Below are 26700 nucleotides of genomic sequence, written 5' to 3'. Positions count from 1 at the left end.
ATGACGACGCCGGAACCCGCCGACCGGGTGCTCTCCCGCGCTTCCCTCGCCGACGGCAGCCCGACCCGCTGGTTCGACGAGCTCTACACCGCCGCCGCCCGCGGCGAAGCCGAGGTCCCCTGGACCCGCGGCGCGCCGAACGCCGACCTGGCCGACTGGGTGGAGCCCGGCGAGGGCCGCCGGGCCCTGGTGGTGGGCAGCGCCCTGGGCGACGACGCCGAGCTGCTGTCGGCGGCGGGCTGGGCGGTGACGGGCTTCGACGTCGCCCCGGCCGCGGTCGAGGCCGCCCGCGCGCGGTTCCCGGAGTCGGGGGTGGACTACGTGGTGGCGGACCTGCTGAAGCCGCCGGGGGAGTGGCACCAAGCGTTCGACCTGGTCGTGGAGATCATCAACATCCAGGCGATGCCGCGAGAGTTCCGCGCCGCGGCGATCACGTCGCTGGCCGGCTTCCTCGCCCCGGGCGGGACGATGCTGGTGTCGGAGGTGGCGGAGGAGAACGTCGCACCGGAACCGGGGCCGCCGTGGCCGTTCAGCCGCAAGGAGATCGAGTCGGTCGCCCAGGACGGCGTGAAGCTGGTGGGCCTGGAGACCATCCGCGACGGCGCCCGCTACTGGGCGGAGTTCACACGCTAGCCAAGAACCGCGACAGCACGCGGGTCCCGAAGTGCAGGCCTTCCACCGGGACCCGCTCGTCCACCCCGTGCGCCATCGCGCGGTACGGGAAACCCTTCGGGAGCCACAACGGCGCGAACCCGTAGTTGGCGATCCCCAGCTGCGCGAACGCCTTCGCGTCCGTCCCGCCCCCGAGGCAGTACGGCACCACCACGGCCTCGGGGTCCTCCGCCTTCAACGCCGACGCCATCGCCGAGAACCACGGAGAGTCCACCGGCGCCTGCACCGGCGGCTGGTGCGCCACGAACTCCCGCGTCACGCCCTCGCCGAGCAGCTCGTCCAGCGCAGAAAACAACGACTCCTCGGTCCCCGGCAGCACCCGCACGTCCACCTGCGCCGACGCCGTCGACGGGATCACGTTCACCTTGTAGCCCGCGTCCAGCATCGTCGGGGTCGTGCTGTTGCGGACCGTCGGCAGCACCAGCGACCCCGCCGGGCCCAACGCCGCCACCGCCGCGTCCACATCAGCAAGATCCACCGGCACACCCAGCGCCGAGCCGGTCCGCTCCAGGAACGCCCGCACCGCCGGCGTCAGCGACACCGGCCAGCGGTGCGACGAAATCCGGTGCAACGCCCCCACCAACCGGGTGACGGCGTTCTCGTCGTTGGGCCGCGACCCGTGCCCCGCCCGGCCCCGCGCGGTCAGCTTCAGGTGCGCCGTGCCGCGCTCGGCCGTCCCGACCGGGTACAGGTGCACGTCACGCCCGTCGGCCGCCGGGACGTGGTAGGTGTAGCCGCCCGACTCGCTGATCGCCGCCACACAGCCTTCGAACAACGAAGGGTGATGGGCCACCAGCCAATGCGCGCCCCACTCGCCGCGGTCCTCCTCGTCGGCCACGAACGCCAGCACCAGCTCACGCCGCGGCCGCACCCCGCCCGCCAGCGCCGCGAGGACCATCGCCACGAAGTCCTTCATGTCGGTCGCGCCGCGGCCCCACAGGCAGCCGTCGCGGACCTCGCCGGCGAACGGGTGCACCGACCAGTCCGCCGCGTCCGCCGGGACGACGTCCAGGTGCCCCTGCACCAGCAGCGCCGGCAGCGACGGGTCGGTCCCCGGCACCCGCGCGATCACCGAAGCCCGTCCGGGCGCCGCCTCCAGGATCCGCGACGGGATGCCGAGGCCGTCCAGGAACGCGGCCACGTACTCGGCGGCCGGCCGCTCCGGACGAGCGTCGTTGTTGCCGCGGTTGGTCGTGTCGAACCGGATCAGGTCCGCGCACAGCTCGACGACGTCAGCCATAGATGCCCTGCACCGCCCCGCCCGCGATCGCCGTGACGACCTTGAAACACTTCATCGCCTCGGTCATGTTCGGCGCGTCGAACCCGACCCGCCGCGTCCCGATCTGCTCCACCGTCGGGATCACCGCCGTCGACTGCGCCAGGTGGCTCGCGTCGAACTCCACCTCGATCCGGTGGCCCCGGACCTGCCGCTCCTCGCGCCCGGCCCGCGCCATCGCGTCGGCCGCCGCGCCGGTCAGCAGGTCCGCCGTGCGCGCCGGCGGCAGGCAGATCGCCGCGTACCGGCTCACGCACTCCTTCACCTGGACCAGCTCCGACTCCGGAGCGTAGTCACGGGCGTCGTCACACGTTTTGTCGTCACCCGAAACGAGCAGGACGGGGACGCCGTACTCCGCGGCCATCGCCGCGTTGAGCCTGCCCTCGCTCGCCGGGACGTCGTCCAGCCACACCCCGGTGATCTGGTTCTCCAGGTAGGTGTGGGAAAGCACCCCGTCGAACCCGGCGCCGGCGTGGTAGCCCAGGAACACCACACCGTCCACACCGGAGTCGATCCCCTGCATCATCGACAGCGGCTTGTGCCGCCCGGTCAGCATCCGCGCCCGCGGGTCCAGGTCCTCCAGCAGCAGGTTCCGCTGCGACGAATGCGCCTCGTTGACCAGCACGTCCGCCGCGCCGGCGTCGAACAACCCGGCCAGCACCGCGTTGACGTCGCCGGTGAACAGCCGCCGGAAGCGGTCCCACTGCGGCGAACCGGGCACGACGTCGTCGGTCCAGGTGACGCCGGTGGCGCCCTCCATGTCCGCCGAGATCAGGATGCGCATGCCCGGCACTCTAGCCAGGCCGCCGCGACCCCCGCCGCGGCTCCCCGATCACGCAGCGTCGTCGAAAGCGATCGATAACGATCGGACACCTGCCGCAGCGGCCACATATTGCGCGGTTGTGGCGGTATGTGGTTACTTCTCGTCCTTGGGGAGGCTTCACAGCGAGAACGATGGGGTGGTTTTTGGTGCACTTTCAACGCAGAATCGGGCGGATCGGCGCGGTCGTCGCGGCCGCGGGGCTGGCGGCGATCCCGCTCGCCGTGCCCGCCCAGGCCCAGCAGGGCAAGGTGCTGCGCGTCGCGCTGACCACCGGCATCGACCACCTGAACCCGTTCACCGCCGTGCTCGCCGCCTCGACGCAGATCGGCCGGTTCACCTACGAGTTCCTCACCGTCCCGGACGCCGCGAAGGCCGAGGCCGCGCCCGCGCTCGCCGAGTCGTGGACGCCGTCGCCGGACAAGCTGACCTGGACGTTCAAGATCCGCAGCGGCGCCAAGTGGAGCGACGGGCAGCCGGTGACCGCCAAGGACGCGGCGTTCACCTTCAACCGGATGCTCACCGACGAGAACGCGCGCACCGCCAACGGCAACTACGTGGCCAACTTCGACACGGTCACCGCGCCCGACGACACCACCCTCGTCATCAAGACCAAGGCCGTGCAGGTCAACATGAACCTGCTCGACGTCCCGATCGTGCCCCAGCACATCTGGGAAGGGGTCAAGGACCTCAAGGCCCCCGAAACCGACGACCTCAAGATCGCCGGCGTCTCCGACGGCCCGTTCAAGGTCACCGAATACAAGCCCAACGAGTACGTCAAGCTCGCGGCCAACAAGGACTACTGGCGCGGCGCCCCGAAGATCGACGAACTGCAGCTGCTGCAGTTCAAGGACACCGAGGCCGCGGTCAACGCGCTCAAGCAGGGCGAAGTCGACGTCATCAACCGGCTCAACCCCAACCAGTTCGCCGCGCTGCAGGGCCAGGAGGGCATCACCACCAACGCCGCCCCCGGCCGCCGCTACGACGAGCTCGCGTTCAACTTCGGCGTCACCGACAGCTCGAACAACCCCATCGGCGACGGCAACCCGGTGCTCAAGGACATCAACGTCCGCAAGGCGATCACCCAGGCCGTCGACACGCAGGCGCTGGTGGACAAGGTGCTCAAGGGCCTCGGTCAGGTCGGCGGCGGCATCGTGCCCCCGGTCTACAGCGCCTACCACTGGGACCCGAGCGACACCGAGAAGGTCAAGTTCGACCTCGCCGCCGCGAACAACACCCTCGAGCAGGCCGGCTACAAGAAGGGCGCCGACGGCGTCCGCACCGCGCCCGGCGGCGCCAAGCTGGAACTGCGCCTGACCGGCCACTCCAACCGCAGCTACGACCAGGGCGTCGCCCAGTACGTCAGCGGCTGGCTCAAGGACATCGGCATCACCGTCAAGCAGGACCTCGTCTCCGACGACGAGCTGTCCGACCGCACCGCCACCGGCAAGTACGACCTCGCCATCGGCGGCTACGGCACCAACCCGGACCCGGACTACGCGCTCTCGCTGCACACCTGTGCCGCGCGCCCCAGCGCCGACGGCAAGGGCGGCAGCACCGACACGTTCTTCTGCGACGCGGCCTACGACGACCTGTACAAGAAGCAGCTGACCGAAACCGACGACGCCAAGCGCGCGGACTACGTCAAGCAGGCCCAGGCCCGGCTCTACAGCCAGTTCCCGACGATCGTGCTGGACTACCAGAACGCGCTCGAGGCCTACCGCTCCGACAAGTTCTCCGCCTTCACCACCCAGCCGCAGCCCAAGGGCGCGATCCTCGAGCAGACCGGCTACTGGGGCGTCTACGGCGCGACCCCGGCCGGCAGCGACGGGACGACGGACGCCAACGCCACCGGCGGCGGCTCCGACGGCACCGTCGTGTGGATCGTCGTCGGCGCCGTCGTCCTGGTGATCATCATCGTCGGCGGGGTCGTCATCAGCCGCCGGAACAAGACCACGGAGGACCGCGAGTAAGCATGACCACGCCCGACCAGGCCGCGGTGCTCGTCGACCCCGACGAGCACCGCGGCGGGACCGGCACCGCCCGGTTCGTGCTCCAGAAGGTCCTCGAAGCCGTCGTCAGCGTCGTGCTGGTGGTCGTGCTGTTCTTCTTCCTCTTCCGGATGCTGCCGGGCGACCCGGTCGCGGCGATGACCCGCGACCGCGTCACCAGCCCCCAGCAGATCGCCGAGCTGCGCGAGAAGATGGGCGTCGACAAGCCCGTCTTCGTCCAGTTCGGCACCTACTTCTGGAACCTGCTGCACGGCGACCTCGGCGAGTCCCGGCTGCTCAACAACGGCCGCCCGGTCGCCGACATGATCGGCGAACGGCTCTGGCCGACCATCCTGCTCGTCGGCAGCGCCACCGTCCTCGCCGTGCTCATCGGCCTGTGGCTGGGCATCCGCGCCGCCTGGCGCCGCGACAGCTTCTTCGACCGCGCCCAGACCGGGATCGCGCTGACGCTGTGGTCGGTCCCGCAGTTCTGGCTAGGCCTGATGCTGCTCGTAGTCACCAACGGCCTGTTCCCCAGCCGCGGCATGCACTCCCCGGACGCCGCACCCGACTTCTTCTCCCAGACCCTCGACGTCCTGCACCACCTGGTGCTGCCGTGCGTGACGCTGCTGGCGGTGTTCTACGCCCAGTACATGCTGATCATGCGGTCGTCGCTGCTGGGGGAGATGAACGCCGACTACCTCACCACCGCCCGCGCCAAGGGCCTGCGCGACGACCTCGTGCGCCGCCGCCACGCCGTCCCCAACGCCCTGCTGCCGACCACCACGCTGGTGTTCATGCAGTTCGGCATGGTCGTCTCCGGCGCGGTCACCGTCGAGGCCGTGTTCAGCTGGCCCGGCCTCGGCCAGCTGACCTACGACGCCCTGCACGGCCCCGACCTGCCGGTGCTCCAAGGCGTGTTCACCGTGCTGGCCAGCGCCGTCGTGCTGATGAACCTGCTCGCGGAGCTGCTCTACCGCGTGCTCGACCCGAGGGTGCGTACGTCATGACCACCGCCGAGACACCCCGGCAGATCGCCTGGCACCGCCGGCGCGCGTCGATCGCCCGGACCTGGCGGGAGTTCGCCGCCCAGCGCGCCGCCCTCGTCGGCCTCGTCCTGCTCGGCGCCACCGTCGTCGTCGCCCTGCTGCTGCCGCTGATCAGCGACCAGAGCGGCCTCGACGTCACGAAGGCCACCGGCCAGCCGCTGTCCCCGCCCAACGGCGACTTCTGGCTCGGCACCGACAACTTCGGCCGCTCGGTGCTGCTCATGACGATCTGGGGCAGCCGCGTCTCCCTGCTCGTCGGGTTCTCCGCCGCCCTGCTGTCGGTCGTCATCGGCACGCTCATCGGCATCGCCGCCGCCCACTTCGGCGGCTGGGTGTCGGCGACGCTGCTGCGGTTCACCGACTTCTTCCTGGTCCTGCCGTCGCTGATCCTCGCGATCGCGCTCTCGGCCGTGCTGCCCAAGGGCGTCGGGACGATCATCGTCGCCATCGGCCTCACCGCCTGGCCCAGCACCGCCCGGCTGGTCCGCGCCCAGACGCTGACCATCGAAAGCCGCCCCTACATCGAGCGCGCCCACGCCCTCGGCGGCGGGCACCTGCACGTCATCGGCAAGCACGTCCTGCCCGGCGTCATGCCGCTGGTGCTGGCCAACACCACGCTGGTGGTCGGCAACGCCGTCATCGCCGACGCGACCCTGTCGTTCCTCGGCGTCGGCGACCCCAACTCCGTCACCTGGGGCCTGGTGCTCGAGAGCGCGCTCAACAACGGCGCCATCAGCCGCGGCGCCTGGTGGAACGTGCTCCCGCCGGGCATCGCGATCGTCCTCGTCGTCCTCTTCTTCACCCTGGTCGGCCGGGGCCTGGAGACCGTGCTCAACCCGAGGTTGAAGAAGTGACCACCCCGCTGCTGCAGCTCAAGGACCTCAACGTCACCTACGCGGTGGGCGAGCAGGAGGTGCCCGCCGTCCGCGGCGTCGACCTCACCCTCGACCCCGGCGGCACCCTCGGCGTCGCCGGCGAATCCGGCTCGGGCAAGTCCACGGTCGCGATGAGCGTGCTGCGGCTGCTGCCGCGCACCGCGAAGATCACCGGCGAGATCGTCCTCGACGGCGAAGACGTCACCGCCATGAAGTGGGGCCGCCTGCGCGCGGTCCGCTGGGCCGAGGCGTCGGTGGTGTTCCAGGGCGCCATGCACGCGCTCAACCCGGTCCGCAAGATCGGCGAGCAGATCGCCGAGCCGCTGCGGCTGCACCCACCCGCCGGGAAGGCGCTGACCGACGCCGCCGTCGACGCGCGTGTCGCCGAGCTGCTCACCCAGGTCGACCTGCCCCCGAGCCGGGCCGGCGCCTACCCCCACGAGCTGTCCGGCGGGCAGAAGCAGCGCGTCATGATCGCCATGGCCCTGGCCTGCTCGCCCCGGCTGATCATCGCCGACGAGCCCACCACGGCCCTCGACGTGATCGTTCAGGCCCAGGTGCTCGCGCTGCTCTCGAAGCTGGTCGCCGAGCAGGACATCGGCCTGATCATGATCAGCCACGACCTGTCCGTGCTCGCCGCCACCTGCCGGCGGATCGCGGTGATGTACGACGGGCAGATCGTCGAAGAAGGCCCCAGCGCCGAAGTCATGGGCGCGCCGCAGCACGAGCACACCCGGGCGCTGGCCGCGGCGTTCCCGACCGTCGGCGACCCGGTGTCGCGGTTCGCGCCGGCCACCAGCAGCCCGCTGCCGCCCGAACCCGCGGACCGGGTGGTGGGCGGCGAGCCGCTGCTGGCCGCGGAGAACCTGCGAGTGTCCTTCCGCGACCGCACCGGCAAGCGCATCAACGCCGTCGCCGGCGTCGACCTGACGGTGTCGCGCGACGAGATCGTCGCCCTGGTCGGCCAGTCCGGCTCCGGCAAGACGACGCTCGCCCGGACGCTGCTCGGCCTGCAGAAACCCGACTCCGGCGTGGTCCGCTACGACGGCAAGCCGGTGCCTTCGGGCGGGGCGGGACTCAAGGCGTACCGGCGGCAGGTCCAGCTGGTGCTGCAGGACCCGACGAGCGCGCTGAACCCGGCCCACACGGTGTACGAGGCCGTCGCCGAGGGGCCGCGGATCCACAAGCTCGCCGACGAACGCGCGGTCGTCCACCGGGCCCTGGAGGCCGCGGAGCTGCGGCCGGCGGAGAAGTACGCCGACCGGCTCCCGCACCAGCTCTCCGGCGGCCAGCGCCAGCGCGTCGTCATCGCCGGCGCCCTGGCCCTGGAGCCGTCGGTGGTGGTGGCCGACGAACCGGTCGCGTCCCTGGACGCGTCCGTGCGCGGCGAGATCCTCGGGCTGCTGCTGCGGCTGCGGCGTGAACTGGGGCTCGCGGCGCTGGTGATCACCCACGACCTGGGCCTGGCCTGGAACATCGCCGACCGCGTCGCCGTGATGTACCGCGGCGAGCTCGTCGAAACCGGGACGGTGGAACAGGTCCTGCTCGACCCGCGCCACGAGTACACGAAGTCCCTCCTGGCCGCCCTCCCCGGAGGCACGGCCCAGCGCCGCACCGTCGAAACCTGACCCAACCCCTGCCGCGGAGGTCCAGGGGCGACGGCAACGTCGTGAACGACTCGTTCATGACGTTCGGCCCCGGCTCGACTGGGCCGGCTCCGCTCGGCTTGGCGGCCAGGGTTGGCTAGTGCCGAGGTCTTGAATGAGTCATTCAGGACCTCCGAAGACCTGAATGACTCATTCAAGACACCCGGCGCCGGGAGCGGACCGGCGAAACCTGACACTGCGGGAACTCCGCGCGAGCGCGGTGTGTAATCTCCGAACGGAAATGGCGACCACCACCGACCCCCAGACGCCCTCGGCCGGGCTGGCCGAGCGGCTCCGCGTGCCCTCGCGGTTCCCGTACCGCACGATCGCGATGGGCACGGTCGGCAGCACGCTGCTCATGCTCGCGGCCTTCGGCGCCGGCGGCATCCTGATCAAGGACCCCGTGCTCGGCCACGGCCCGCTCTCGTGGATCCGCTACGGCCACGGCCGGATGCTCGCCAACGCCGTCCTCTACACCGGCTTCGGCCTCGTCGTCTGGGCGTGGGTCCGGCTCGGCCGCTACGTGCTGCTCGGCCGCGTCGGCAGCCGCCCCATCCTGGTCGCCGCCGGGTGCTGGATGGCGCCGCTGCTGATCTCGCCGCCGCTGTTCACCCGCGACGTCTTCTCCTACCTCGGCCAGGGCGCCCAGCTGCTCTACGGGCTCGACCCGTACGCCAACGGCCCCGCCGAGCTCGACGTGCTGCCGAACGTCGTGCAGAACGTCCACCCGCTCTGGCAGACCACGCCGGCGCCGTACGGCCCGCTGTTCCTGCTGATCTCCAAGGGCGTCGTCGCCACCACCGGCGACAACATGATCCTCGGCGTCATCCTCATGCGCGTCGTGCTGCTGGTGGGCCTGGCCGGGACGCTGTGGGCGCTCCCGCGGCTGGTCAAGCACCTCGGCGGCAAGCTCCCGGTCGCGCTGTGGCTCGCGGTGGCCAGCCCCATGATGGTGATCCACCTCTTCGGTGGCCCGCACAACGACCTGATGATGCTCGCGTTCCTCACCATCGGCGTCCTGGCCGCCCTGGAACGCAAGCACGTCGCGGCGGTCGTCCTGGTGACGATCGGCATGCTGATCAAGCCGACGGCCGCGATCGCGCTGCCGTTCATCGTCTGGATGTGGGCCAACCACCTCGAAGGCGAGTCCAAGGTCCGCAACTTCCTGCGCGCCGGCGCCGCCTCGGTCGGGCTGTTCCTGCCGGTGTTCGTCGCCGGCACGTGGATCTCGCTCGGCTCGCTGAACATGGGCTGGTGGTCCGGGCTCAAGGCCCCGCAGCTCATCGCGAACTGGCTGAACATCCCCACCGGCATCGGCGAGGTGTTCTACAACCTGGTCCACCTGGTCGTCGACGTCCAGGTGTCGCCGTTCGTGACGGTCGCCCGAGCGGCCGGCATGCTGGTCCTGATCGGCTTCGGCATCCGCCAGTGGTGGCTCGGCCGCGGCGGCGGCACCGAGGCGGTCTACCGGGCGGGCATCTCCCTGCTGGCGGTCGCGATCCTCATGCCGCCGACCCTGCCGTGGTACCTGACCTGGGGCTTCGTCCTCCTGTCGGCGTTCAAGTGGCAGCCGAGGCACTTGGCGCTGGTGGTGGCGGTGTCGGTGTTCGTGACGCTGGTGTACTACCCGACGGGCGAGCAGGCCCTGTACGACTGGTGGTTCATCGCGCTGGTCGTGGTGGCGAGCCTGTACTCGGCGGCGTCGCTGCTGCGCCCGGACCCGCTGGGCCTCATCGACGCCTGGCGCCGCCCGGAGAAGTTCCTCCGCGACTGACGCTCGTGAGTGAGAAACAGTGTTCTAACCCTGTTTCTCACTCACGACCCCGTCCAGCCCCGCCAGGTGTGCACGTCCGTCACCACGACCGCGTGCTCCGGCGGCCGCTCGACGTACTGCTCGTACTTCGCCACCAGCCACGTGACCGGCTCAGCCCCCGGCGCCAGCATCCGCGCGGTGCCGTCCGCGCGGGCCCACCACAGCCGCGACCAGTCCTCGTCGTAGCCGTCCGCCAGGAAGCACACCGCCGGGTTCTCCGCGATGTTGCGCAGCCGCCGCAACGCCACCGACGACTTCGGCTTGTGGTCCACCGCGAACACCACCTGATCACCCCGCACCGCGAACGTCACCGGCACCAGGTGTGGCACCCCGGCCGCCGACACCGTCGCCAGCCGGGCCACCCGCGCGGCCGCGAACCGGGAACGCGCCTCATCCGGAGTCACGACAGCGCGGGGGAGTCGAACGTCAGCGTCCCGAGGTCCGCGTCCAGCGTCACCGGCACCCCCAGCGGCAACGTCGGCGACGACGCCACGTGCCCGAATCCGAACTCCTCCACCACCGGCACCCCCAACGGCCCCAGCCGCTCCAGCAGCAGCGCGCGCACCTCCGCCGGGTCGCCGCACGCCGCCCACGAACCCAGGACGATCCCGCGGACCCCGGCGAACCAGCCGCTGCGCAGCAGCTGCGTCAGCATCCGGTCCAGCCGGTACACGCTCTCCGTGACGTCCTCCAGCAGCACCACCGCGTCCCGCGCCGACCCCTGCTCCGGCGTCCCGATCCCCGCCGCCAGCAGCGACAGGTTCCCGCCCGTCAACACCCCCGACGCCCGGCCCGGCACCAACGCCACACCGCCGCGCACCACCACGTTCAGCTCCGGCTCGAACAACGACCGCCGCAGGTGCTCGACCGCGAAGTCGTCGAACAGCACGCTCGCCGGCATCGGGGAGAACAAAGTGGACAGTCCCAGGTGGACGTTCACCGCCCGGTGCAGCGCCGTGATGTCCGACGACCCGGCCAAAACCTTCGGGCCCGCTTCCCGCAACGCCGCCCAGTCCACCAGGTCCAGCATCCGCTGCACGCCGTAGCCGCCGCGCGCGGCCAGCACGCACCGCACGCCCGGGTCCAGCCACGCCTCGGTGAACTCCGCCGCCCGCGCCGCGTCCGAACCGGACAGATAGGGCGGCGATCCCGCCGAAGCACGCACACACGGCCCGACCCGCAGCTCGACACCCCACCCGCGCAGCACCGGCACCGCCTTCTCCAGCAGGTCCGCCGGCACCGGCCCGGCCGGCGCCACCACGGCGATCGTGTCGCCCGCCCGCAACCGAGGGGGCCTCACCGCGACAGCTCCAGCTTCGCGACACCCGGCGTCTCGAACCCGAGCACCTGCCCGTAGAACGATAGCTCCGCCTCCAGCGCCGCGACGATCGTGGTGGCCTGCCGGAACCCGTGCTGCTCCCCGGGGAACCGCTGGTAGGCGTACGGGATCCCGCGTCCCGCCAACCCGGCCACGAACCGGTCGGCCTGCTCCGGCGGACAGATCCTGTCCTCCAGGCCCTGCTGGAACAGCACCGGCCCGGCCAGCCCCGCCGAGTTCGCCAGCGGCGACCGCTCGACGTAGCGCTGCCGCGCCGACGGCAGCGGTCCGACCAGCCCGTCGAGGTACCGCGACTCGAAGTCGTGCGTGTCGCCCTCGGTGCCGGTCCAGCCGGCCAGGTCCAGCACCGGGTACATCACCGTGCCCGCCCGGTAGGTCTTCGTCGTCGTGAGCGACGCCGCCGCGGTGAACCCGCCCGCACTGCCGCCGCGGATCGCCAGCCGGTCACCGTCGGCCAGCCCGGCCGCCACCAGCGCCTCGGCCACCGCGACGCAGTCGGCGACGTCGACCACGCCCCACTGCTCCCGCAGCCGCTCCCGGTAGGCGCGTCCGAACCCGGTCGACCCGCCGTAGTTGACCGCCGCCACGGCGATACCCCGGCTGGTGAAGTACGCGATCTCCAGGTTGAGCGCGGCGAAGTGCTGCCCGGTCGGGCCGCCGTGGACGTCGACCAGCAGCGGCGGCCGCTCGCCGTCGGGCGCGGCGAACTCCGGGTTCCGCGGCGGGTACAGCACGACCGGCACGGTCTCCCCGTCGGCGGTGGTGAACACCCGCTCCTCCGGCACCGGCAGGTACGCCGAAGGCAGCTCCGGCTGCGGCGTCAGGTCCGTCACCCCGCCGCCGGGGGAAACCCGCACGACCGCGGCCTCACGCGACGGACCGCCCGCCACGCCCACGACGTCGTCGCCGGACACCGCGAACGCCGTCGAAGACCAGGCCGTCAGCTCGCCGGCCACCGGCGCCACGGTGCCGTCCGCTTCGTCGAGCACCGCCAGCCGGCCCGCGGACAGCACCGCGTGCCGCCCGCCGCCGAGCGGCGCGAACCACCGCGACCCCGCCTTCCACAGCGGCCCGCCCAATTCGCGTTCCACGGGCGCGAGGTTCACCACCGACCCGTCGAGGCCGACGCGGTGCAGGTTCCACCAGCCGTCCGGGTCGAGCAGTGCCAGCAGCGACGCCGGCGTCTCCCACTCGACCTGGCACACCGAGACGTCCGCGCCGCCGGCCAGCACGCGGTGCGGCCCGAAGGTGCCGTCTTCGGCGACGGGCGCGACGCACAGCTCGGTCCCGTCCCACGGCATCGCCGGGTGGTCCCAGCCGAACCAGGCCGCGTGCCGACCGTCCGGCGCGAGCTTCGGCGCGGTCAGGAAGTGGTGACTCGCGGCCAGCACCCGCTCCCCACCGCCGTCCAGCGCGATCGCCACCAGCTCCCGCGAGACGTCGGTCGGCCGCGGTCCGACAGCGCGCTCCCGCACCGCCCACACCTCGCCGGGCCGCCCGGCCACCAGGTCGCCGAAACGGACTCCCTGGGGCTCGTCCGGCTCCGGCGTGATCGGCACGACACCGGTTTCGCCCACGGCGTAAACCCGCTGATCCGCCCAGTGCGTGAAGACCACCACACCACCCACGACCACCCACGGCCGACCGCCGTACTCGTGCAGCCGGTTGCGGACGTTCCACGGCGCCGGCAGCACGTCCTCCACGCCGTCCGCACCGGCCTTCACCAGGGCGACCCGGCCCTGCTCACCGGGCCGCGCCTCGGCCCACCACACCTCGTCCCCGACGACGTCGAGCCACTGCGGGCCGCCACCGGCGGCGGCCACCTCGGCGGCGGTGATGGGCGAGGACCAGGTTCCGTACGGGGAGATCCGAGACACCCCCAGAGGCTAGCGGCCCGCGAAGGTGGGGCGGCGGATGCCGATCATGCGCCCGTGGCCTAGGGTCGACAGTGCTATGTCTCGCGTAATCCACGTCTTCCGCCAGCCGGATCGGTTCGTCGCCGGCACCGTCGGCGAGCCCGGCGATCGCACGTTCTACCTCCAGGCTTCCGAGGACGTGCGCACCATCAGCGTCACCATCGAAAAGCAGCAGGTCGTCGTCCTCGCGGAGCGCCTCGGCTCGCTGCTGGAAGAGGTCGCCAGCCGCTTCGGTGCCGACGTCCCCGACGACGCCCCGGACGACCTCGTCGACCTCGACCCCCTCACCGTGCCGGTCGAGGAGGAGTTCCGCGTCGGCACCATGGGCCTGGGCTGGGACGCCGACAGCAGCGCCGTCGTCATCGAGCTGCTCGCCATCACCGAGGGCGAGGTCGACGAAACGGTCGTGCTGGACGACACCGAGGAGGGCCCGGACGCCGTCCGCGTCTTCCTCAGCCCGGCCGCCGCCCGCGCCTTCGCCGAACGCGCGGACCGCGTCGTCAACGCCGGCCGCAAACCCTGCCCGCTGTGCGGGGAGCCACTCGACCCGAACGGGCACATCTGCCCCCGGCAGAACGGCTACCGGCGCGAGACCGAGGCGGACGAAGACTGACCATGGCCACGACCCCCGATCCGGCCGACCCCGCGTCGCGCGAGCTGGTCACCCACGGCCGCATCGACGTCGAAGGCCGGCTGGTCGACGCCTCCAACGTCACGCTCTTCTGCGCCATCGAGCTCGACGGCGTCACCGGCCGGGTCGTGTACAAGCCGGTGTCGGGGGAGCGGCCGCTGTGGGACTTCCCCGACGGCACCCTGGCCGGGCGCGAGGTCGCGACCGCCATCATCAGCGACACCGCCGGCCTCGGCGCGATCCCGCCGACCGTGCTGCGCGACGGCCCGTTCGGCCCCGGCATGGTCCAGCTGTGGATCGAGACCACCGAGGACGACCTCGTCGAAGTCCTCCCGCCCGACGAGGTCCCCGACGGCTGGCGCCCGGTGCTGCACGCCCACGACCGGCTCGGCGAGCCCGCGGTGCTGGCCCACGCCGACCACGCCGGGCTCCGCGACCTCGCCGTGCTCGACATCGTCGTCAACAACACCGACCGCAAGGGCGGGCACCTGCTGCCCGGCGTCGACGGCCGCGTCTACGGCGTCGACCACGGCATCTGCCTGCACACCGACCCGAAGCTGCGGACGGTCCTGTGGGGCTGGATCGGCGAGCCGGTGCCGCCGGACACCGTCGAGAAGCTGCGCAAGCTGCGCTCGGAGCTCGACGGCGTCCTCGGCAAGACCCTGTCCGAACACATCACCAAGTTCGAGGTCCGGGCCGTGGCCGAGCGCACCGACCTGCTGCTCGCCGAGGGCATCTTCCCCGAACCCGGCGACGACTGGCGCGCCATCCCGTGGCCGCTGTTCTGATCGACTCCGCCGCCCGCGCGCGGCTGGTCAGGCGCTTCGGTGCCGAACTGGCCGAACCCTGGTGCGACGCGCTCCCGGACCTCGTCGCGCGCCTCACCGCGCAGTGGGGGCTCGAAGTCCGCGAGACCCGGCCCGGCAACACCGGCCGCACGCTGCTGTGCACCGGCCCCGGCGGCGACCCGCAGGTCTTGAAGCTCACTCCGGACCCCGAGGTCGCCCAGCTCGAGTGCGCCGGGTTGCGGGCGTGGGCGGGGTGCTCCCACGCGGTCCAGGTCCTCGACGCCGACCTCGACGCCGGCGCCATCCTGCTCGAAGGCCTGGTCCCCGGCACCGAACTGCGCGGCCGGGAGGTCCCGTGGCCGGAGATCGGCGCGCTGCTCACCGAGCTGCACAGCGTCGCGCCCCCGCCCGGCCTGCCACCGCTGACCGAGCGCGTGACCTTCATGTACGACATCACCGAGCGCACCGTCCCTGGCTCACCGGCCGAGCCGCACCTGACCCCTGAAGTCCTCGCGCGCGCCCGGAGCCGGGCACTCGCCCTGGCCTCGGACGGCCCGGTCGCGGTCGTGCACGGCGATCTGCACCCGGGCAACGTCCTCGACGCCGGGCCTCGGGGCGTGGTCGCGATCGACCCGCGCCCGAGCGTCGGCGACCCGGCCTTCGACCTCGCCGACTGGCTCTACCTGCCGCTGGCGGCCGGCGGCACGCTCGAGGACGGCATCGAGGCACTCCGCCCGCACCTGCCCGGCCTCGACGTCACCCGCGCTCTCGCGTGGTGCGCTGCCCTGGCTCCGCTGGCCGCCCACGCGCCGTTGCGCCGTGGCGAGCACACGCCGTTCACCGATGCCCTGCTGGAGATGGCGCGCTGACCGGCGTGGCATGACCCGTCCGGGTGCTGATGACCACTAGGTTGCCTGGTCGTGCGCTCCCACTCGTATGACGACGTGCTCGCCGGCCCGCGCCGCAAGAAGGTGCCCGAAGTCCCGGCCGAACCCGGCCTGGTCGTCGAGGACCCGGCCAGCGGCTACTGCGGCGCGGTGGTGAAGATCGAGTACGGCAACGTCGTGCTCGAGGACGCCAATGGCCGCCACCGCGTCTTCCCGCTCGCGCCCGCCGGGTTCCTGCTCGAAGGCAAACCGGTCACGCTGGTGCCGTACCGGGCCCCGGCGAAGGCGCCCGCCCGGCAGGTTTCGGCGTCCGGCTCGGTCCGCGTCGAAGGCCTCAAGGCCCGCGTCGCCCGCGACTCGCGCATCTGGGTGGAAGGCAAGCACGACGCCGAGCTCGTCGAACGCGTCTGGGGCCACGACCTGCGCGTCGAAGGCGTCGTCGTGGAGCCCCTCGACGGTGTCGACGTCCTGGCCGACCGGATCGCCGAGTTCGGCACCGGCCCCGGCCGCCGCCTGGGTGTGCTCGTCGACCACCTCGTGCCCGGCAGCAAGGAGTCGCGGCTCGTCGAGGCCGTCCACGACGAGAACGTGCTGGTCACCGGGCACCCCTACATCGACGTCTGGGAAGCCGTCCGGCCCGCCGCCGTCGGGATCGAGGCGTGGCCGAAGATCCCGCGCGGCACCGAGTGGAAGCAGGGGATCTGCGACGCGCTCGGCTGGGGGCAACCTTTCGAGGGCTGGCAACGTGTCCTGAGCGGAGTGAGCAGTTTCCGCGACCTCGAGACCCCGCTCATCGGGGCCGTGGAACGGCTCATCGACTTCGTCACCGAACCGGCGGAAGAGGGCTGAATGTCCGAATTGTCCAAGGTCACGCGAAGGTCACGTCCCGTCACTGCGCCGGTGCGGACCGGCGCGATCTGAGAGCATGAAGCCATGGCATGGGCAGTGGTCTGGTTGGTCGTCGGCATCGCCTTGATGATCGCGGAAGTCCTCTCCGGCGACTTCGTGCTGATCATGCTGGGGGTCGGCGCGCTGTTCGGTGCCGGAGCCGACGTGCTCACCGGGAACGTCTTCATCGACGTCGCCGTGTTCGCCGTCGCCTCGGTCGGCATGCTCGTGCTGGTCCGGCCCGCGCTCAAGCGCCGCTTCCTCGCCGGCAGCGGGCACCGCACCGGCGTCGAGGCCCTGATCGGCGCCCGCGCGGTCGTCGTGTCCACAGTGGACTACGAGGCCGGGCAGGTGAAGCTGGCCGGCGACGTCTGGTCCGCCCGCAGCCTGTCCGAGCACAGCGCGCCGATCGAGCCCGGCACGTCCGTCACCGTCGTCGAGATCTCCGGCGCCACCGCCGTCGTGTCGGCCGAGCCGTGAGCCTCGGTCTCGTCACCGTTCCCGAAGGCCGGGCCGCGGTGATCGAACGCGGTGGGCGCTTCCGCACCGTGCTCGGCCCCGGCCGCCACTTCGTCGTGCCGTTCGCCGACCGGGTCCGCGCCCGCGTCGACCTCGGCGACCAGATCCTCTCGGCGCCGCCACGCGCCATCGAAGCCGGCGACGGCCGCGAAGTCCTCATCGGCTTCGAAGTCGTCTTCGCCGTCACCGACGCGCGCCTGGCGACCTACGAAATCGGCAACCCGGCGTTCGCGATCGAACAGCTGACCACCACCGCGTTGCGGCAGGAAGCGAGCCTGACCACCGGCGAGCGCGCCGTCACCGCGCCGGGGGAACTGCACCGTACAGTGTGGACGGTCCTGCACGACACGACCGGCCGCTGGGGCATCGCCGCGAAGGAGCTCAAGCTCGAGGTGAGCCCGCCCGCGGCGCCCGGACCACCGTCAACCGCGCAAGAATGGTACTAGGTAAGGGGAAGATCTCTTGACCAGCACAGTAGCGATCATCGTGGTCGTGCTACTGGCCCTGTTCGTGATCATCACGGTAGCCAAGGCGATCATGGTCGTGCCGCAGGCGCAGTCGGCCGTGATCGAGCGGCTGGGCCGGTTCCGCACGGTGGCGTCACCGGGCCTGACCTTCCTGGTTCCGTTCCTGGACAAGGTCCGGGCGCGGATCGACCTGCGTGAGCAGGTCGTTTCGTTCCCACCACAGCCGGTCATCACCGAGGACAACCTGACGGTGTCGATCGACACCGTCGTGTACTTCCAGGTGACCGACTCCCGCGCCGCGGTGTACGAGATCTCCAACTACATCGTCGGTGTCGAGCAGCTGACCACCACCACGCTGCGCAACGTGGTCGGTGGCATGAGCCTCGAGCAGACCCTGACCTCGCGCGACTCGATCAACACGCAGCTGCGCGGCGTCCTCGACGAGGCGACCGGCCGCTGGGGCATCCGCGTCGGCCGCGTCGAGCTCAAGGCGATCGACCCGCCGCCCTCCATCCAGGACTCGATGGAGAAGCAGATGCGCGCCGACCGCGAGAAGCGCGCCATGATCCTCACCGCGGAAGGCCAGCGGGAGTCGGCGATCAAGACCGCGGAAGGCCAGAAGCAGAGCCAGATCCTCTCGGCCGAAGGTGCCCGCCAGGCCACGATCCTCGCGGCCGAGGCCGAGCGGCAGTCCCGCATCCTGCGGGCCCAGGGTGAGCGCGCCGCGCGGTACCTGCAGGCGCAGGGCCAGGCGAAGGCGATCGAGAAGGTGTTCGCCGCGATCAAGGCCGGCCGCCCGACGCCGGAGGTGCTGGCCTACCAGTACCTGCAGACGCTGCCGCAGATGGCGCAGGGCGACGCGAACAAGGTCTGGATGATCCCGAGCGACTACGGCAAGGCCCTCGAAGGCTTCGCCCGCGCGCTCGGCGCCCCCGGCGACGACGGCGTGTTCCGCTACGAGCCGCCGCAGGACGACAGCGTGCCGGACAAGGTCGACGTCGAGGACGAAGAGGTCGCCAGCTGGTTCGAGACGAAGAGCGACCCGAAGGTCGCCGAAGCCGTCGCGGCCGCGGAAGCCGTGGCACGCCAGGAGGTCCCGGCCCTCGGGGCGCCGTCGTCCCCGCCCCCGCGGCCGTCGATCCCGCGCCCGGTCCAGCAGCAGCAGCCCGAGCCGGAGGTGGACGAGGAGCGCGGCACCGAGGTCGCGCCGGCCCCGCAGCAGCCGCAGCCGCTGCAGAACCCGCCCACGCCGCAGAGCGGCCAGCCGCTCCCGCAGCCGCAGCAGCCGGCCGGACCGCCGCCCCAGGGCGGCCAGTACCAGGGCCAGCCGCCGCAGTCCCCGCCGCCGGGCCAGTTCGGCGGCCCGCAGAACCCGGGCAGCGGCCCGTTCCCGCAGCAGCCCCCGTTCGGCGGCGGCCCGCGCCGCTGACGCGTCCGTGAGAAAGGGCCCGTCCACCGAGTTCCGGTGGACGGGCCCTTTTCGCGCGATCAGCGCCCCTCCGCAAAGCGCCCCAATGTGGCCTTCGGTGCGTCAGACGCACCGAAGGCCACATTGGGTGCGTCAGACGCAACCAAGGCCACATTGGGGCGCTGGCCGGTGGCCAACAGGGTGCGATCAGCGCTGGTAGACGGTGACGTCGTCGATGTCGGCCTTCGAGCGGTCCTTCAGGAAGATCACGCACAGCACCGTGACCACGGCGGACAGGACGATGTAGCCCGAGATCGAGTACGGCGTCCCGGTCTGGTGCAGCAGCCACGTCGCCAGCAGCGGCGCCGGGCCGCCCGCGAACACCGACGCCAGCTGGTAGCCCAGCCCCGCGCCGCCGTAGCGCAGGTGCGTCGGGAAGCTCTCGCCGATCAGCGCCGCCTGCGGCCCGTACTGCAGCGCGTGCGGGATGAACGACACCACCACCGCCACGAACACCAGCGCGTGGTTGCCGTGCGCCAGGATCGTGAAGTACGGGAACGCGATCACGGCGGTGAACACCGCACCCGCCAGGTACACCCGCTTGCGGCCGATGCGGTCGGACAGGTTCGAGAAGAACGGGATCAGCGCCAGCTCGCAGGCGGCGCCGACGAGGACCGCGTTGAGCACGAACGTCTTGCTGAACTCGTGCCGCGACACGACGTAGATCAGCACGTAGCTGGTGAACAGGTAGAACGGCATCTGCTCGCTGAAGCGCACGCCGGCCGAGAGCAGGATTTCGCGCCAGTGGTGCCGGATCGCGTCGAGCACCGGTGTCCGCGCGGTCTGCCGGTTCTCGATCAGCTTGGCGAACATCGGCGTCTCGAGGATCTTCAGCCGGATGACCAGGCCGACCGCGACGAGCACCAGGCTGAGCAGGAACGGGATCCGCCAGCCCCACGAGTCGAACGCGGCGGGGGAGAGGGTCGCCGACAGCAGCGTCATGCCGCCGGTGCCGAGCACCAGCCCGACCGGCACGCCGATCTGCGCGAAACTGCCCAGCAGCCCGCGTTTGCGCTGGTCGCCCCACTCCATCGCGAGCAGGACCGACCCGCTCCACTCACCGCCGATGGCGATGCCCTGGACCAGCCGCAGCAGCACGAGGATCAGCGGCGCGGCGAACCCGATCGCCGAGGTCCCGGGCAGCATCCCGACGATGCCGGAGGAGATGCCCATCAGCAGCAGCGTGATGATCAGCGTGGCCTTGCGGCCGATCCGGTCGCCCCAGTGCCCGAAGATCGCGGCGCCGACCGGCCGGGCGGCGAACCCGACCGCGTAGGTCGCGAAGGACTGCATGGCGCCCGCGTAGGCACTCGACGCGGGGAAGAACAGGTGCGGGAAGACCAGCGCCGCCGCGGTGTTGTAGAGGAAGAAGTCGTACCACTCGATGGTCGTGCCGATCGCGCTCGCCAGCGCCGCACGCCGTACCTGCACCTTGTTGTTCGATTCCACCTTGTGAGTGACGCCGTTGTCGCCAAGGACCATCTCGCAACACCTCCGGTGACTGATGTCACACAACAGTGTGACGCCCGTCGACGGTTTCGGCGATCGATGACCGGTATCTCGTCCGGTCGGTGATGAACAGCCGGCGGGTGCCTTGCCGAATCGGCAACTTTGCAGATTCGGCAAGTTCCGCTACGGTGGAACCCATGGACGCCAAGGGTCTGCGTGAGCGCAAGAAGCAGGAGACGCGCATCGCGCTGAGCTGGGCGGCCATCCGGCTCACGGTGGAACGCGGCTTCGACAACGTCCGGATCGAAGACATCGCCGCCGAGGCCGGGGTTTCCACCCGGACGTTCAGCAACTACTTCGGCAGCAAGGGCGAAGCCATCGTCGCCCGCCACCACGACCGGGCCCGCGCGATCGCCGAGGCGCTGCGGCAGCGTCCCGACGGCGAACCCATCTGGACGGCCATCACCGAAGCCGCGTTGGCCGGCTTCGCGCTCGGCGAGCCGGTGACCGAAGGGCGGCCGCCGGAGCAGTCGTGGGTCGAAGGCCTGCGGCTGATGGTCGCGGAACCCGCACTGCAGGGCGAGTTCCAGAAAGCCGGCGCGGCGGCCGAGACCGAGATCGCGCTCGTCGTCGCCGAACGCACCGGTACCGACGCGGCCACCGACGTCTACCCGCGGCTCGTCGCGGGTGTCGTCGGGGCCGCTCTCACCACCGTCACGCAGCAGTGGCTCATCGCCGACGCGCCGCAGTCGATGGAAGAGCTCCTGCGGGACGTCTTCGGCCGGCTCGCCGCCGGCCTGCCCGAACCGCGCTGATCCGCGCCGCTGCACGCCCGGCAGGGTCGCCGGGTTTCTTCGTCATGCCCTTTCACCGCAAGGAGTTCCGCCATGGAAGACGTCGTCATCGCGGGTGCCGGGCCCAACGGCCTGATGCTCGCCTGCGAACTCGCCCTCGCCGGCATCCGCCCGCTCGTGCTGGAACGGCTGCCCGAGCCGACCGAGGAGAACCGCGCCAACGGACTGGTCGGCCAGGTCGTGCGGCTGCTCGACCGCCGCGGCCTGCACGAGCGCCTCGCCGGCCCGATCGGCCCGCCCGCCCCCGCGTTCGTCTTCGGGGCGATGCGCCTGGACCTGACGCTGCCCGAGCACAACTCGCTGCACATCCTCGGCGTGCCCCAGCGGCGCGTGGCGGCAATGCTCACCGAACGCGCCGCCGAGCTCGGTGTCGAGATCCGCCGGGGCCACGAGGTCACCGGCCTGGTCCAGGACGCCGACGTCGTCACGATCGACTTCACCGGGCCGGCTGGGCCGGGCCGGCTCACCACCCGGTACCTCGTCGGCGCCGACGGCGGGCGCAGCATCACCCGCAAGCTCGCCGGCATCGGGTTCCCCGGCGTCACCGAGGACCGCACCCTGTCCATCACGGCGAACGCGACCGTTCCCGCCGAGTTCGTCGACACCGCCTCCGGCGGCCTGACCGTGCCGGGCCACGGCGTGATCCCGCCGTTCTTCCACTACCGCACCGAAACCGGCCTCTTCGTCTACGCGCCGTTCCCCACCGGGCCGCTCGTCACGACGATGGAGTGGACCGACGAGGAGGAGCCCGCCGACGAGCCCCCGATGACGCTCGACGACCAGCGCGCGAGCATCGAGCGCGTGCTCGGCTTCGCGTTGCCGATCGGACCGCCGCAAGGCGACGGGCCGCACCTGCTGCGGCGGCTGCGCGGGCGCAACACCCGGCTGGCCGACCGGTTCCGCGAGGGCCGCGTCCTGCTGGTCGGCGACGCCGCGCACGTCCACTCCGCGATCGGCGGCCCCGGACTGAACCTCGGCCTGCAGGACGCCGTCGGCCTCGGCTGGAAGCTCGCCGCCGAGCTGCACGGCTGGGCGCCCGCCGGCCTGCTCGACACCTACGAGGGCGAACGCCGCCCGGTCGCCGAGCGCGTCGTCATGCACACCCAGGCCCAGTCCGCGCTGATCGCGCCCGGCCGGGACGTCACGGCGCTGCGGGAGCTGTTCGGCGAACTGCTGCGGCTGCCGGGCACCGTCCAGCACGTCGCCGACCTGATGTCCGGCGCCGACGTCCGCTACGAACCGGGCACCGCCCACCCGCTCGACGGCCGGTGGGCCCCGGACCTGGTCCTGGCCGACCGCACCCGGCTGGCCGAGCTGACGCGGACCGCCCGGCCGCTGCTGCTGGACTTCACCGGCTCGCTCGGCGAGGAGCTGCGCGGCTGGACCGAGCGCGTCGACCTCGTCACCGGCCGGGCGGAGGCGGACGCGACCGCGTTGCTGATCCGGCCCGACGGCTACGTCGCCTGGGCGTCGAGCTCGGCCGAACCCGACGACACCGAGCGCAAGGCGCTGCGGACGGCCCTCGAACGGTGGTTCGGCACGCCCGTTGACATGTAGGAGATGTCCTACGTCATGTCGGCGTCATGACGATCACCCACGTGCAGTTCCTGACCCTGCCCGTCGCCGACCACGCCCGCGCGCGCGACTTCTACGTCGGCAAGCTCGGCTTCGAAGCGCTCGTCGACCGCCGCACGCCCGAGGGAGGCCGGTTCGTGATGGTCGCCCCCAAAGGTTCGAAGACGGGCGTGGTCCTGACCGACCAGCAGGTCACCGGCGTGGCACCCGGCCCGCGGCACTTCCAGCTGCAGACCACCGACCTCGACGCCGACGTCGCCGCGTTGCGGGCCGCCGGCGTCGAGGTCGCCGAGCCGCGGGAGCAGCCGTGGGGGCGGGCGACGTCCTTCCGGGACCTGGACGGGCACGTCCTCGGCCTGCTGCAGCCGTCGGACTTCGGCAACGTCCCGAACTGATGCCGGTCAACGACGACGTCTTCGCCGCGCTGGCCAGCCCGGCGCGGCGAGAGGTCCTGCGGCTGTTGCTGGACGGCCCGATGCCCGCCGGCGCGATCGCCGAGCGCTTCGCCATGGCCCGGCCCAGCCTCTCGGAACACCTCCGGGTGCTTCGGGAGGCCGGCCTGGTCAGCGAGCAGCGCCAGGGCCGCAACCGCGTCTACCGGCTGGACGCGGCCCCGCTCGAAGAAGTCGCCGACTGGCTCACGCCGTACGAGCGGTTCTGGCGCAGCAAGCTCGCCAACCTGCGTGACCTGCTCGACGAGGAGGACCTGTGACCGACGACGACCCGACCGCGATCCACGTCGACCAGTTCCTCGCCCACCCGGCCCGCAAGGTCTGGCGCGCGCTCACCGAGCCGGACCTGCTGGAGCGCTGGATCAACATGCCCAACGACATCAAACCCGTGGTGGGACACCGGTTCCGGCTGCTGGCCGAGCCGGTGCCCGCGGCCGGGTTCGCCGGCGGCCCGGTGGCGTGCGAGGTCCTGGAGGTCGAGCCCGAGCGCAAGCTCAGCATCCGCTGGGGTCCGCAGTGGACGGTCACCTGGCGGCTGGAGCCGGAGGGCGCCGGCACCCGGCTGTTCCTCACCCACGAAGGCTTCGACCCCGACGACGAGTTCCAGCGGGTCTCCCGGCGCATCATGGGCGGCGGCTGGCGGTCCCACGTGCCGCGGGCACTGGCCCGGTTGCTGGACACCCTCGACGACGACGCCCCGTTACGATCGAGGAGTGACCCCCGCCGCCGCTGAGCCCACCGAGTCGAAACCGCTGCGCGCCGACGCCCGGCGCAACCGGGCGCGCGTGCTGGAAGCGGCCGAGAGCGTGTTCGCCGCCAAGGGCACCGGGGCACCCACCGAAGAGGTCGCCCGCGCGGCCGGCGTCGGCATCGGCACGGTGTTCCGGCACTTCCCGACGAAGGAAGCCCTCCTCGAGGCCGTGCTGGTCGCGCGCCTGCACCGCTTCGCCGACGAGGCCGAAGCCGTCGTGGCGGCCGACTCCGCCGACCCGGGTGCGGCGTTCTTCACGTTCCTCGGCGGCTGGATCGAGATGTCCAGCGCGAAGAACGCCTACTTCGAGGCGCTCACCGCGGCCGGGATCACTCTGCCGAAGGCGAAGTCCGAGATCGGCGGCCGGCTGCTCGGCGCGCTCGGCGTGCTGCTGTCCCGGGCGCAGGCCGCGGGCGCGGTCCGCGAGGACCTGGTTCCCGGCGAGCTGATCACGATCATCATCGGCGTCGCGAAGGCCGCCGAGTACGCGGGCCCGGACGCGCGGTTGCGCGACCGGGCCGTGACGATCCTCTTTGACGGTCTCCGCCCGTTAGCGGGGGAGCGGCGCTGAGTCCACCGGCGCGAGCGTCGGGCGCTTCGCGGTGAGCGTGTCCCCGGAGGACTCCCCGCGCAGCCGGCGGCGCACCCACGGCAGCGCGTGCTCGCGGGCCCACTGCAGGTTCTGGCTGCGGCGGGCGGCCGGGCTGAGCACCTCGCGCGGGCCCAGTTCGGTGCCGGTCAGCGGGTGTTCGATGCCCAGGGCCGCCAGGACTTCGATGGCGACCTCGGTGTGGCCGTAGGCGTTGAGGTGCAGGCGGTCGGGTGCCCAGTACCGCCGGTCGCGCAGCTGCCGCATGGCCCACATGTCCACCAGGTGCGCGCCGTGGCGCGTGGCGATGGCGCGGACGAACTCGTTGTAGATCGCCACCCGCCCGCGCATCTTGCGGAACAGCGCGTCCTCGACCCCGTCGACCCCGGTGAACAGCACGAGCTCGGCCCCGGTCGCCCGGATCCGCGCGACGGCGGTCTCGTAGTCGGCCATGAGCGCGTCGATGTCGACCTTCGGCCGCATGAGGTCGTTGCCGCCGGCGTAGAGGGTGACGAGGTCCGGTGCCATGGCGAGCCCCGGTTCGAGCTGTTCGCCGAGGATCTGCGGCAGCAGCTTCCCGCGGATGGCGAGGTTGGCGTACCGAAAGCCGGGCTCGCGACCGGCGAGCTGTTCGGCGACGCGGTCGGCCCAGCCGCGCACCCCGTTCGGGGCGGCCGGGTCGTCGTCCCCGACGCCTTCGGTGAACGAGTCCCCCATGGCCACTAAGCGCTTGCTCATGTCCGCAGTCTAAGGGGGTGCGCATGGCGGGGTTTCCGCCCGGGGCGGAATGCCTGGCGCACCGCCGGCAGCGGCCGGTACAGCGGAAGGATGACGGCCTACGACGCGATCGCCGACTGGTACGAGACGACGTTCCTCTCCGGCCAACGCGACGATCCCCTGGAGATCGGCCCGTTGCTGCGGGACCTCCTCGGAGTGGGCTCCGGGCCGTGCCTCGAGCTGGGCTGCGGCACGGGCGCCCACGCCGGCCGGCTCCGGGAGCTCGGCCGGACGCCGCTCGGCGCCGACATCTCGGCGGGCATGCTGCGCCACGCCGCGGCGAGGTTGCCCGTGGTGCGAAGCGACGCCACCGCCCTGCCGGTGGCCACCGGTTCGCTGCCCGCCGCCGTCGCGATCATGGTGCACACCGACCTGCCCGCCTACCCGGCGGCGCTGCGCGAGGTGGCACGCGTGCTGGCGCCCGGCGGGGTGTTCGTCCACATCGGAGTGCACCCGTGCTTCTGCGGCGGGTTCGCCGACCGGTCCGACGAGCGGGCCGTCGTCATCCGGCCCGGCTACCGGGAGTCCGGCTGGACCACGGCGTCCTGGACCGACCGCGGCCTGCGGGACAAGGTCGGCGCCACCCACCGGCCGCTGCCCGACCTGCTCCACGCCGTCCTCGAGGCGGGGCTGGTGTTCGAGCGGTTCGCCGAGGGCGGCGCACCCACGCCGACCGTCCTGGGCTGGCGAGCCGTCAGGCGGTGACCTGGCGGGCCCGGTGGTCGGCGACGTGCACCCGGGTCGCGCAGCGGGTCGAGCAAAACCGCCGTCGGCCGTTGCGGGACGTGTCGACGTACGCCGTCCCGCAGCCCTCGCGGCCGCAGATCCCCAGGCGGTCCGGGGCCTCGCACACCAAATGCGCCAGCCCGCCCGCGGTGTACGCGCGGACGCGGCCCACCGGACCGGCGTCCGACGCCGAGTAGTGCAGGTGCGGCGGCTTGCCGTCGTGGGTTGCGATGTACGGGCGGCACGCCGCCTCCGCGAGCAGCTCGTTGACCAGCTCCGGCCGCGCCGAGGGGGCCGCGGCGAACACCGGCCGCAGCCGGCCTGCCCACGTCGCGATCCGCGTCGCCTCCTCGTCGGTCAGCGCTGGGATGGACATGCCGTTGCGGACCATCCCGTCCAGCAGCTCGCTCGCCGATCCCGCGTTCACCAGGTCGGCGGCCACGAGCGCGGCCGGGCCGCCGTAAGGGTTGAAGTGCACAAAG

28 protein-coding genes are annotated in these 26700 nt (G+C 72.1%); 20 read left to right on the top strand and 8 right to left on the bottom strand.

Annotated elements, in window-relative coordinates; genetic code table 11:
* Entirely contained in the window at window positions 1–633 is a 633-nt protein-coding gene (locus ACIQWX_RS22010; RefSeq protein ID WP_400873872.1) for a class I SAM-dependent methyltransferase, read from the top strand.
* Here the strand turns inward: ACIQWX_RS22010 and ACIQWX_RS22005 are convergent.
* Complete coding sequence (locus ACIQWX_RS22005) at window positions 623–1912, bottom strand: M20/M25/M40 family metallo-hydrolase (RefSeq protein ID WP_400873870.1); 1290 nt, start codon at window positions 1910–1912, stop codon at window positions 623–625. The two genes, ACIQWX_RS22010 and ACIQWX_RS22005, sit on opposite strands and share 11 nt — an antisense overlap.
* On the bottom strand, window positions 1905–2732 hold the full coding sequence (locus tag ACIQWX_RS22000) for a M55 family metallopeptidase (protein ID WP_400873867.1): 828 nt from the start codon (window positions 2730–2732) through the stop codon (window positions 1905–1907). Before ACIQWX_RS22000 ends, ACIQWX_RS22005 begins: the two co-directional genes overlap by 8 nt.
* 170 nt (window positions 2733–2902) lie before the next feature.
* Between ACIQWX_RS22000 and ACIQWX_RS21995 the strand changes: the two genes are divergently transcribed.
* The 5 genes from ACIQWX_RS21995 to mptB all read left to right on the top strand — a co-directional run bounded on the left by ACIQWX_RS21995 (window position 2903) and on the right by mptB (window position 10103).
* Window positions 2903–4741 carry an ABC transporter substrate-binding protein gene (locus ACIQWX_RS21995; protein WP_400873864.1) on the top strand — a complete coding sequence of 613 codons (1839 nt, stop codon included), beginning with the start codon at window positions 2903–2905 and terminating at the stop codon, window positions 4739–4741.
* 2 nt (window positions 4742–4743) lie between these two features.
* Window positions 4744–5769 (top strand): ABC transporter permease, encoded by a 1026-nt coding sequence (locus tag ACIQWX_RS21990; RefSeq protein ID WP_400873861.1) that lies wholly within the window; start codon window positions 4744–4746, stop codon window positions 5767–5769.
* Window positions 5766–6662, top strand: coding sequence for an ABC transporter permease (locus ACIQWX_RS21985; protein ID WP_400873858.1), 897 nt, complete (start codon window positions 5766–5768; stop codon window positions 6660–6662). Before ACIQWX_RS21990 ends, ACIQWX_RS21985 begins: the two co-directional genes overlap by 4 nt.
* Entirely contained in the window at window positions 6659–8311 is a 1653-nt protein-coding gene (nikE, locus tag ACIQWX_RS21980; RefSeq protein ID WP_400873856.1) for a nickel ABC transporter ATP-binding protein NikE, read from the top strand. The genes ACIQWX_RS21985 and nikE overlap by 4 nt, the downstream gene beginning before the upstream one ends.
* Before the next feature lie 259 nt (window positions 8312–8570).
* Window positions 8571–10103: a polyprenol phosphomannose-dependent alpha 1,6 mannosyltransferase MptB gene (gene mptB / locus ACIQWX_RS21975; RefSeq protein ID WP_400873853.1), complete on the top strand. Its 1533-nt coding sequence runs from the start codon at window positions 8571–8573 to the stop codon at window positions 10101–10103.
* Between the two features lie 41 nt (window positions 10104–10144).
* Here mptB and ACIQWX_RS21970 read toward each other — a convergent pair whose 3' ends face one another.
* The 3 genes from ACIQWX_RS21970 to ACIQWX_RS21960 are packed head-to-tail and all read right to left on the bottom strand — an operon-like array spanning window position 10145 to window position 13358.
* A complete protein-coding gene (locus tag ACIQWX_RS21970; RefSeq protein ID WP_400873849.1) occupies window positions 10145–10546 on the bottom strand; it encodes a TIGR03668 family PPOX class F420-dependent oxidoreductase in 402 nt (133 codons plus the stop codon).
* Window positions 10543–11442, bottom strand: coding sequence for an LD-carboxypeptidase (locus ACIQWX_RS21965; protein ID WP_400873847.1), 900 nt, complete (start codon window positions 11440–11442; stop codon window positions 10543–10545). Before ACIQWX_RS21965 ends, ACIQWX_RS21970 begins: the two co-directional genes overlap by 4 nt.
* A complete protein-coding gene (locus ACIQWX_RS21960) occupies window positions 11439–13358 on the bottom strand; it encodes a prolyl oligopeptidase family serine peptidase (protein ID WP_400873844.1) in 1920 nt (639 codons plus the stop codon). The genes ACIQWX_RS21965 and ACIQWX_RS21960 overlap by 4 nt, the downstream gene beginning before the upstream one ends.
* 76 nt (window positions 13359–13434) lie before the next feature.
* Here ACIQWX_RS21960 and ACIQWX_RS21955 point away from each other — a divergent pair, with 76 nt between their 5' ends.
* The 7 genes from ACIQWX_RS21955 (at window position 13435) to ACIQWX_RS21925 (ending at window position 19006) form a co-directional block, all read left to right on the top strand.
* The gene (locus ACIQWX_RS21955; RefSeq protein ID WP_086679168.1) at window positions 13435–14010 is read left to right on the top strand and encodes a DUF3090 domain-containing protein; all 576 of its coding nucleotides are present in this window, start codon (window positions 13435–13437) and stop codon (window positions 14008–14010) included.
* Between the two features lie 2 nt (window positions 14011–14012).
* Window positions 14013–14816: an SCO1664 family protein gene (locus ACIQWX_RS21950; RefSeq protein ID WP_400873840.1), complete on the top strand. Its 804-nt coding sequence runs from the start codon at window positions 14013–14015 to the stop codon at window positions 14814–14816.
* Window positions 14801–15685, top strand: coding sequence for an aminoglycoside phosphotransferase family protein (locus ACIQWX_RS21945; RefSeq protein ID WP_400873837.1), 885 nt, complete (start codon window positions 14801–14803; stop codon window positions 15683–15685). The genes ACIQWX_RS21950 and ACIQWX_RS21945 overlap by 16 nt, the downstream gene beginning before the upstream one ends.
* Window positions 15686–15736: 51 nt before the next feature.
* Window positions 15737–16552 (top strand): DUF3097 domain-containing protein, encoded by an 816-nt coding sequence (locus tag ACIQWX_RS21940; protein WP_400873835.1) that lies wholly within the window; start codon window positions 15737–15739, stop codon window positions 16550–16552.
* An 84-nt stretch (window positions 16553–16636) separates the two neighbouring features.
* Window positions 16637–17071, top strand: a complete 435-nt coding sequence (locus tag ACIQWX_RS21935) for an NfeD family protein (RefSeq protein WP_400873832.1) — start codon at window positions 16637–16639, stop codon at window positions 17069–17071.
* Complete coding sequence (locus ACIQWX_RS21930; protein WP_400873829.1) at window positions 17068–17556, top strand: SPFH domain-containing protein; 489 nt, start codon at window positions 17068–17070, stop codon at window positions 17554–17556. The genes ACIQWX_RS21935 and ACIQWX_RS21930 overlap by 4 nt, the downstream gene beginning before the upstream one ends.
* 91 nt (window positions 17557–17647) lie before the next feature.
* Window positions 17648–19006, top strand: a complete 1359-nt coding sequence (locus ACIQWX_RS21925; RefSeq protein ID WP_400875854.1) for an SPFH domain-containing protein — start codon at window positions 17648–17650, stop codon at window positions 19004–19006.
* A gap of 186 nt (window positions 19007–19192) precedes the next feature.
* Here ACIQWX_RS21925 and ACIQWX_RS21920 read toward each other — a convergent pair whose 3' ends face one another.
* Window positions 19193–20527: an MFS transporter gene (locus ACIQWX_RS21920; protein WP_400873826.1), complete on the bottom strand. Its 1335-nt coding sequence runs from the start codon at window positions 20525–20527 to the stop codon at window positions 19193–19195.
* A gap of 164 nt (window positions 20528–20691) precedes the next feature.
* Here ACIQWX_RS21920 and ACIQWX_RS21915 point away from each other — a divergent pair, with 164 nt between their 5' ends.
* From ACIQWX_RS21915 to ACIQWX_RS21890, 6 genes are all read left to right on the top strand, one after another.
* On the top strand, window positions 20692–21309 hold the full coding sequence (locus ACIQWX_RS21915; protein WP_400873823.1) for a TetR family transcriptional regulator: 618 nt from the start codon (window positions 20692–20694) through the stop codon (window positions 21307–21309).
* Window positions 21310–21381: 72 nt separating this feature from the next.
* Entirely contained in the window at window positions 21382–22905 is a 1524-nt protein-coding gene (locus ACIQWX_RS21910; RefSeq protein WP_400873820.1) for an FAD-dependent monooxygenase, read from the top strand.
* 26 nt (window positions 22906–22931) lie between these two features.
* The gene (locus ACIQWX_RS21905; RefSeq protein ID WP_400873817.1) at window positions 22932–23318 is read left to right on the top strand and encodes a VOC family protein; all 387 of its coding nucleotides are present in this window, start codon (window positions 22932–22934) and stop codon (window positions 23316–23318) included.
* The gene (locus ACIQWX_RS21900; protein WP_400873814.1) at window positions 23318–23635 is read left to right on the top strand and encodes a metalloregulator ArsR/SmtB family transcription factor; all 318 of its coding nucleotides are present in this window, start codon (window positions 23318–23320) and stop codon (window positions 23633–23635) included. Before ACIQWX_RS21905 ends, ACIQWX_RS21900 begins: the two co-directional genes overlap by 1 nt.
* Window positions 23632–24108 (top strand): SRPBCC domain-containing protein, encoded by a 477-nt coding sequence (locus tag ACIQWX_RS21895; RefSeq protein WP_400873812.1) that lies wholly within the window; start codon window positions 23632–23634, stop codon window positions 24106–24108. The genes ACIQWX_RS21900 and ACIQWX_RS21895 overlap by 4 nt, the downstream gene beginning before the upstream one ends.
* Window positions 24089–24697 (top strand): TetR/AcrR family transcriptional regulator, encoded by a 609-nt coding sequence (locus ACIQWX_RS21890; protein WP_400873810.1) that lies wholly within the window; start codon window positions 24089–24091, stop codon window positions 24695–24697. The genes ACIQWX_RS21895 and ACIQWX_RS21890 overlap by 20 nt, the downstream gene beginning before the upstream one ends.
* Here ACIQWX_RS21890 and ACIQWX_RS21885 read toward each other — a convergent pair.
* Entirely contained in the window at window positions 24677–25453 is a 777-nt protein-coding gene (locus ACIQWX_RS21885) for an SGNH/GDSL hydrolase family protein (protein WP_400873806.1), read from the bottom strand. The two genes, ACIQWX_RS21890 and ACIQWX_RS21885, sit on opposite strands and share 21 nt — an antisense overlap.
* 90 nt (window positions 25454–25543) lie before the next feature.
* Between ACIQWX_RS21885 and ACIQWX_RS21880 the strand changes: the two genes are divergently transcribed.
* Entirely contained in the window at window positions 25544–26197 is a 654-nt protein-coding gene (locus tag ACIQWX_RS21880; protein ID WP_400873803.1) for a class I SAM-dependent methyltransferase, read from the top strand.
* Here ACIQWX_RS21880 and ACIQWX_RS21875 read toward each other — a convergent pair.
* Window positions 26187–26696: a CGNR zinc finger domain-containing protein gene (locus tag ACIQWX_RS21875; protein ID WP_400873800.1), complete on the bottom strand. Its 510-nt coding sequence runs from the start codon at window positions 26694–26696 to the stop codon at window positions 26187–26189. The genes ACIQWX_RS21880 and ACIQWX_RS21875 overlap by 11 nt on opposite strands.
* Window positions 26697–26700 lie beyond the last annotated feature (4 nt).

It is taken from the genome of Amycolatopsis sp. NPDC098790, from assembly GCF_044759945.1.
GTDB lineage: Bacteria > Actinomycetota > Actinomycetes > Mycobacteriales > Pseudonocardiaceae > Amycolatopsis.
The sequence above is the reverse complement of the archived record's forward strand: the minus strand, read 5'-3'. Positions and strand labels throughout refer to the sequence as shown.

Excerpts from the sequence above, each read along its gene's own strand:
- ACIQWX_RS22010 (WP_400873872.1), top strand. The coding sequence starts at position 1 with ATGACGACGCCGGAACCCGCCGACCGGGTGCTCTCCCGCGCTTCCCTC.
- ACIQWX_RS22005 (WP_400873870.1), bottom strand. The coding sequence starts at position 1,912 with ATGGCTGACGTCGTCGAGCTGTGCGCGGACCTGATCCGGTTCGACACG.
- ACIQWX_RS22000 (WP_400873867.1), bottom strand. The coding sequence starts at position 2,732 with ATGCGCATCCTGATCTCGGCGGACATGGAGGGCGCCACCGGCGTCACC.
- ACIQWX_RS21995 (WP_400873864.1), top strand. The coding sequence starts at position 2,903 with ATGGGGTGGTTTTTGGTGCACTTTCAACGCAGAATCGGGCGGATCGGC.
- ACIQWX_RS21990 (WP_400873861.1), top strand. The coding sequence starts at position 4,744 with ATGACCACGCCCGACCAGGCCGCGGTGCTCGTCGACCCCGACGAGCAC.
- ACIQWX_RS21985 (WP_400873858.1), top strand. The coding sequence starts at position 5,766 with ATGACCACCGCCGAGACACCCCGGCAGATCGCCTGGCACCGCCGGCGC.
- mptB (WP_400873853.1), top strand. The coding sequence starts at position 8,571 with ATGGCGACCACCACCGACCCCCAGACGCCCTCGGCCGGGCTGGCCGAG.
- ACIQWX_RS21955 (WP_086679168.1), top strand. The coding sequence starts at position 13,435 with ATGTCTCGCGTAATCCACGTCTTCCGCCAGCCGGATCGGTTCGTCGCC.
- ACIQWX_RS21950 (WP_400873840.1), top strand. The coding sequence starts at position 14,013 with ATGGCCACGACCCCCGATCCGGCCGACCCCGCGTCGCGCGAGCTGGTC.
- ACIQWX_RS21935 (WP_400873832.1), top strand. The coding sequence starts at position 16,637 with ATGGCATGGGCAGTGGTCTGGTTGGTCGTCGGCATCGCCTTGATGATC.
- ACIQWX_RS21925 (WP_400875854.1), top strand. The coding sequence starts at position 17,648 with ATGGTCGTGCCGCAGGCGCAGTCGGCCGTGATCGAGCGGCTGGGCCGG.
- ACIQWX_RS21920 (WP_400873826.1), bottom strand. The coding sequence starts at position 20,527 with ATGGTCCTTGGCGACAACGGCGTCACTCACAAGGTGGAATCGAACAAC.
- ACIQWX_RS21915 (WP_400873823.1), top strand. The coding sequence starts at position 20,692 with ATGGACGCCAAGGGTCTGCGTGAGCGCAAGAAGCAGGAGACGCGCATC.
- ACIQWX_RS21910 (WP_400873820.1), top strand. The coding sequence starts at position 21,382 with ATGGAAGACGTCGTCATCGCGGGTGCCGGGCCCAACGGCCTGATGCTC.
- ACIQWX_RS21905 (WP_400873817.1), top strand. The coding sequence starts at position 22,932 with ATGACGATCACCCACGTGCAGTTCCTGACCCTGCCCGTCGCCGACCAC.
- ACIQWX_RS21900 (WP_400873814.1), top strand. The coding sequence starts at position 23,318 with ATGCCGGTCAACGACGACGTCTTCGCCGCGCTGGCCAGCCCGGCGCGG.
- ACIQWX_RS21885 (WP_400873806.1), bottom strand. The coding sequence starts at position 25,453 with ATGAGCAAGCGCTTAGTGGCCATGGGGGACTCGTTCACCGAAGGCGTC.
- ACIQWX_RS21880 (WP_400873803.1), top strand. The coding sequence starts at position 25,544 with ATGACGGCCTACGACGCGATCGCCGACTGGTACGAGACGACGTTCCTC.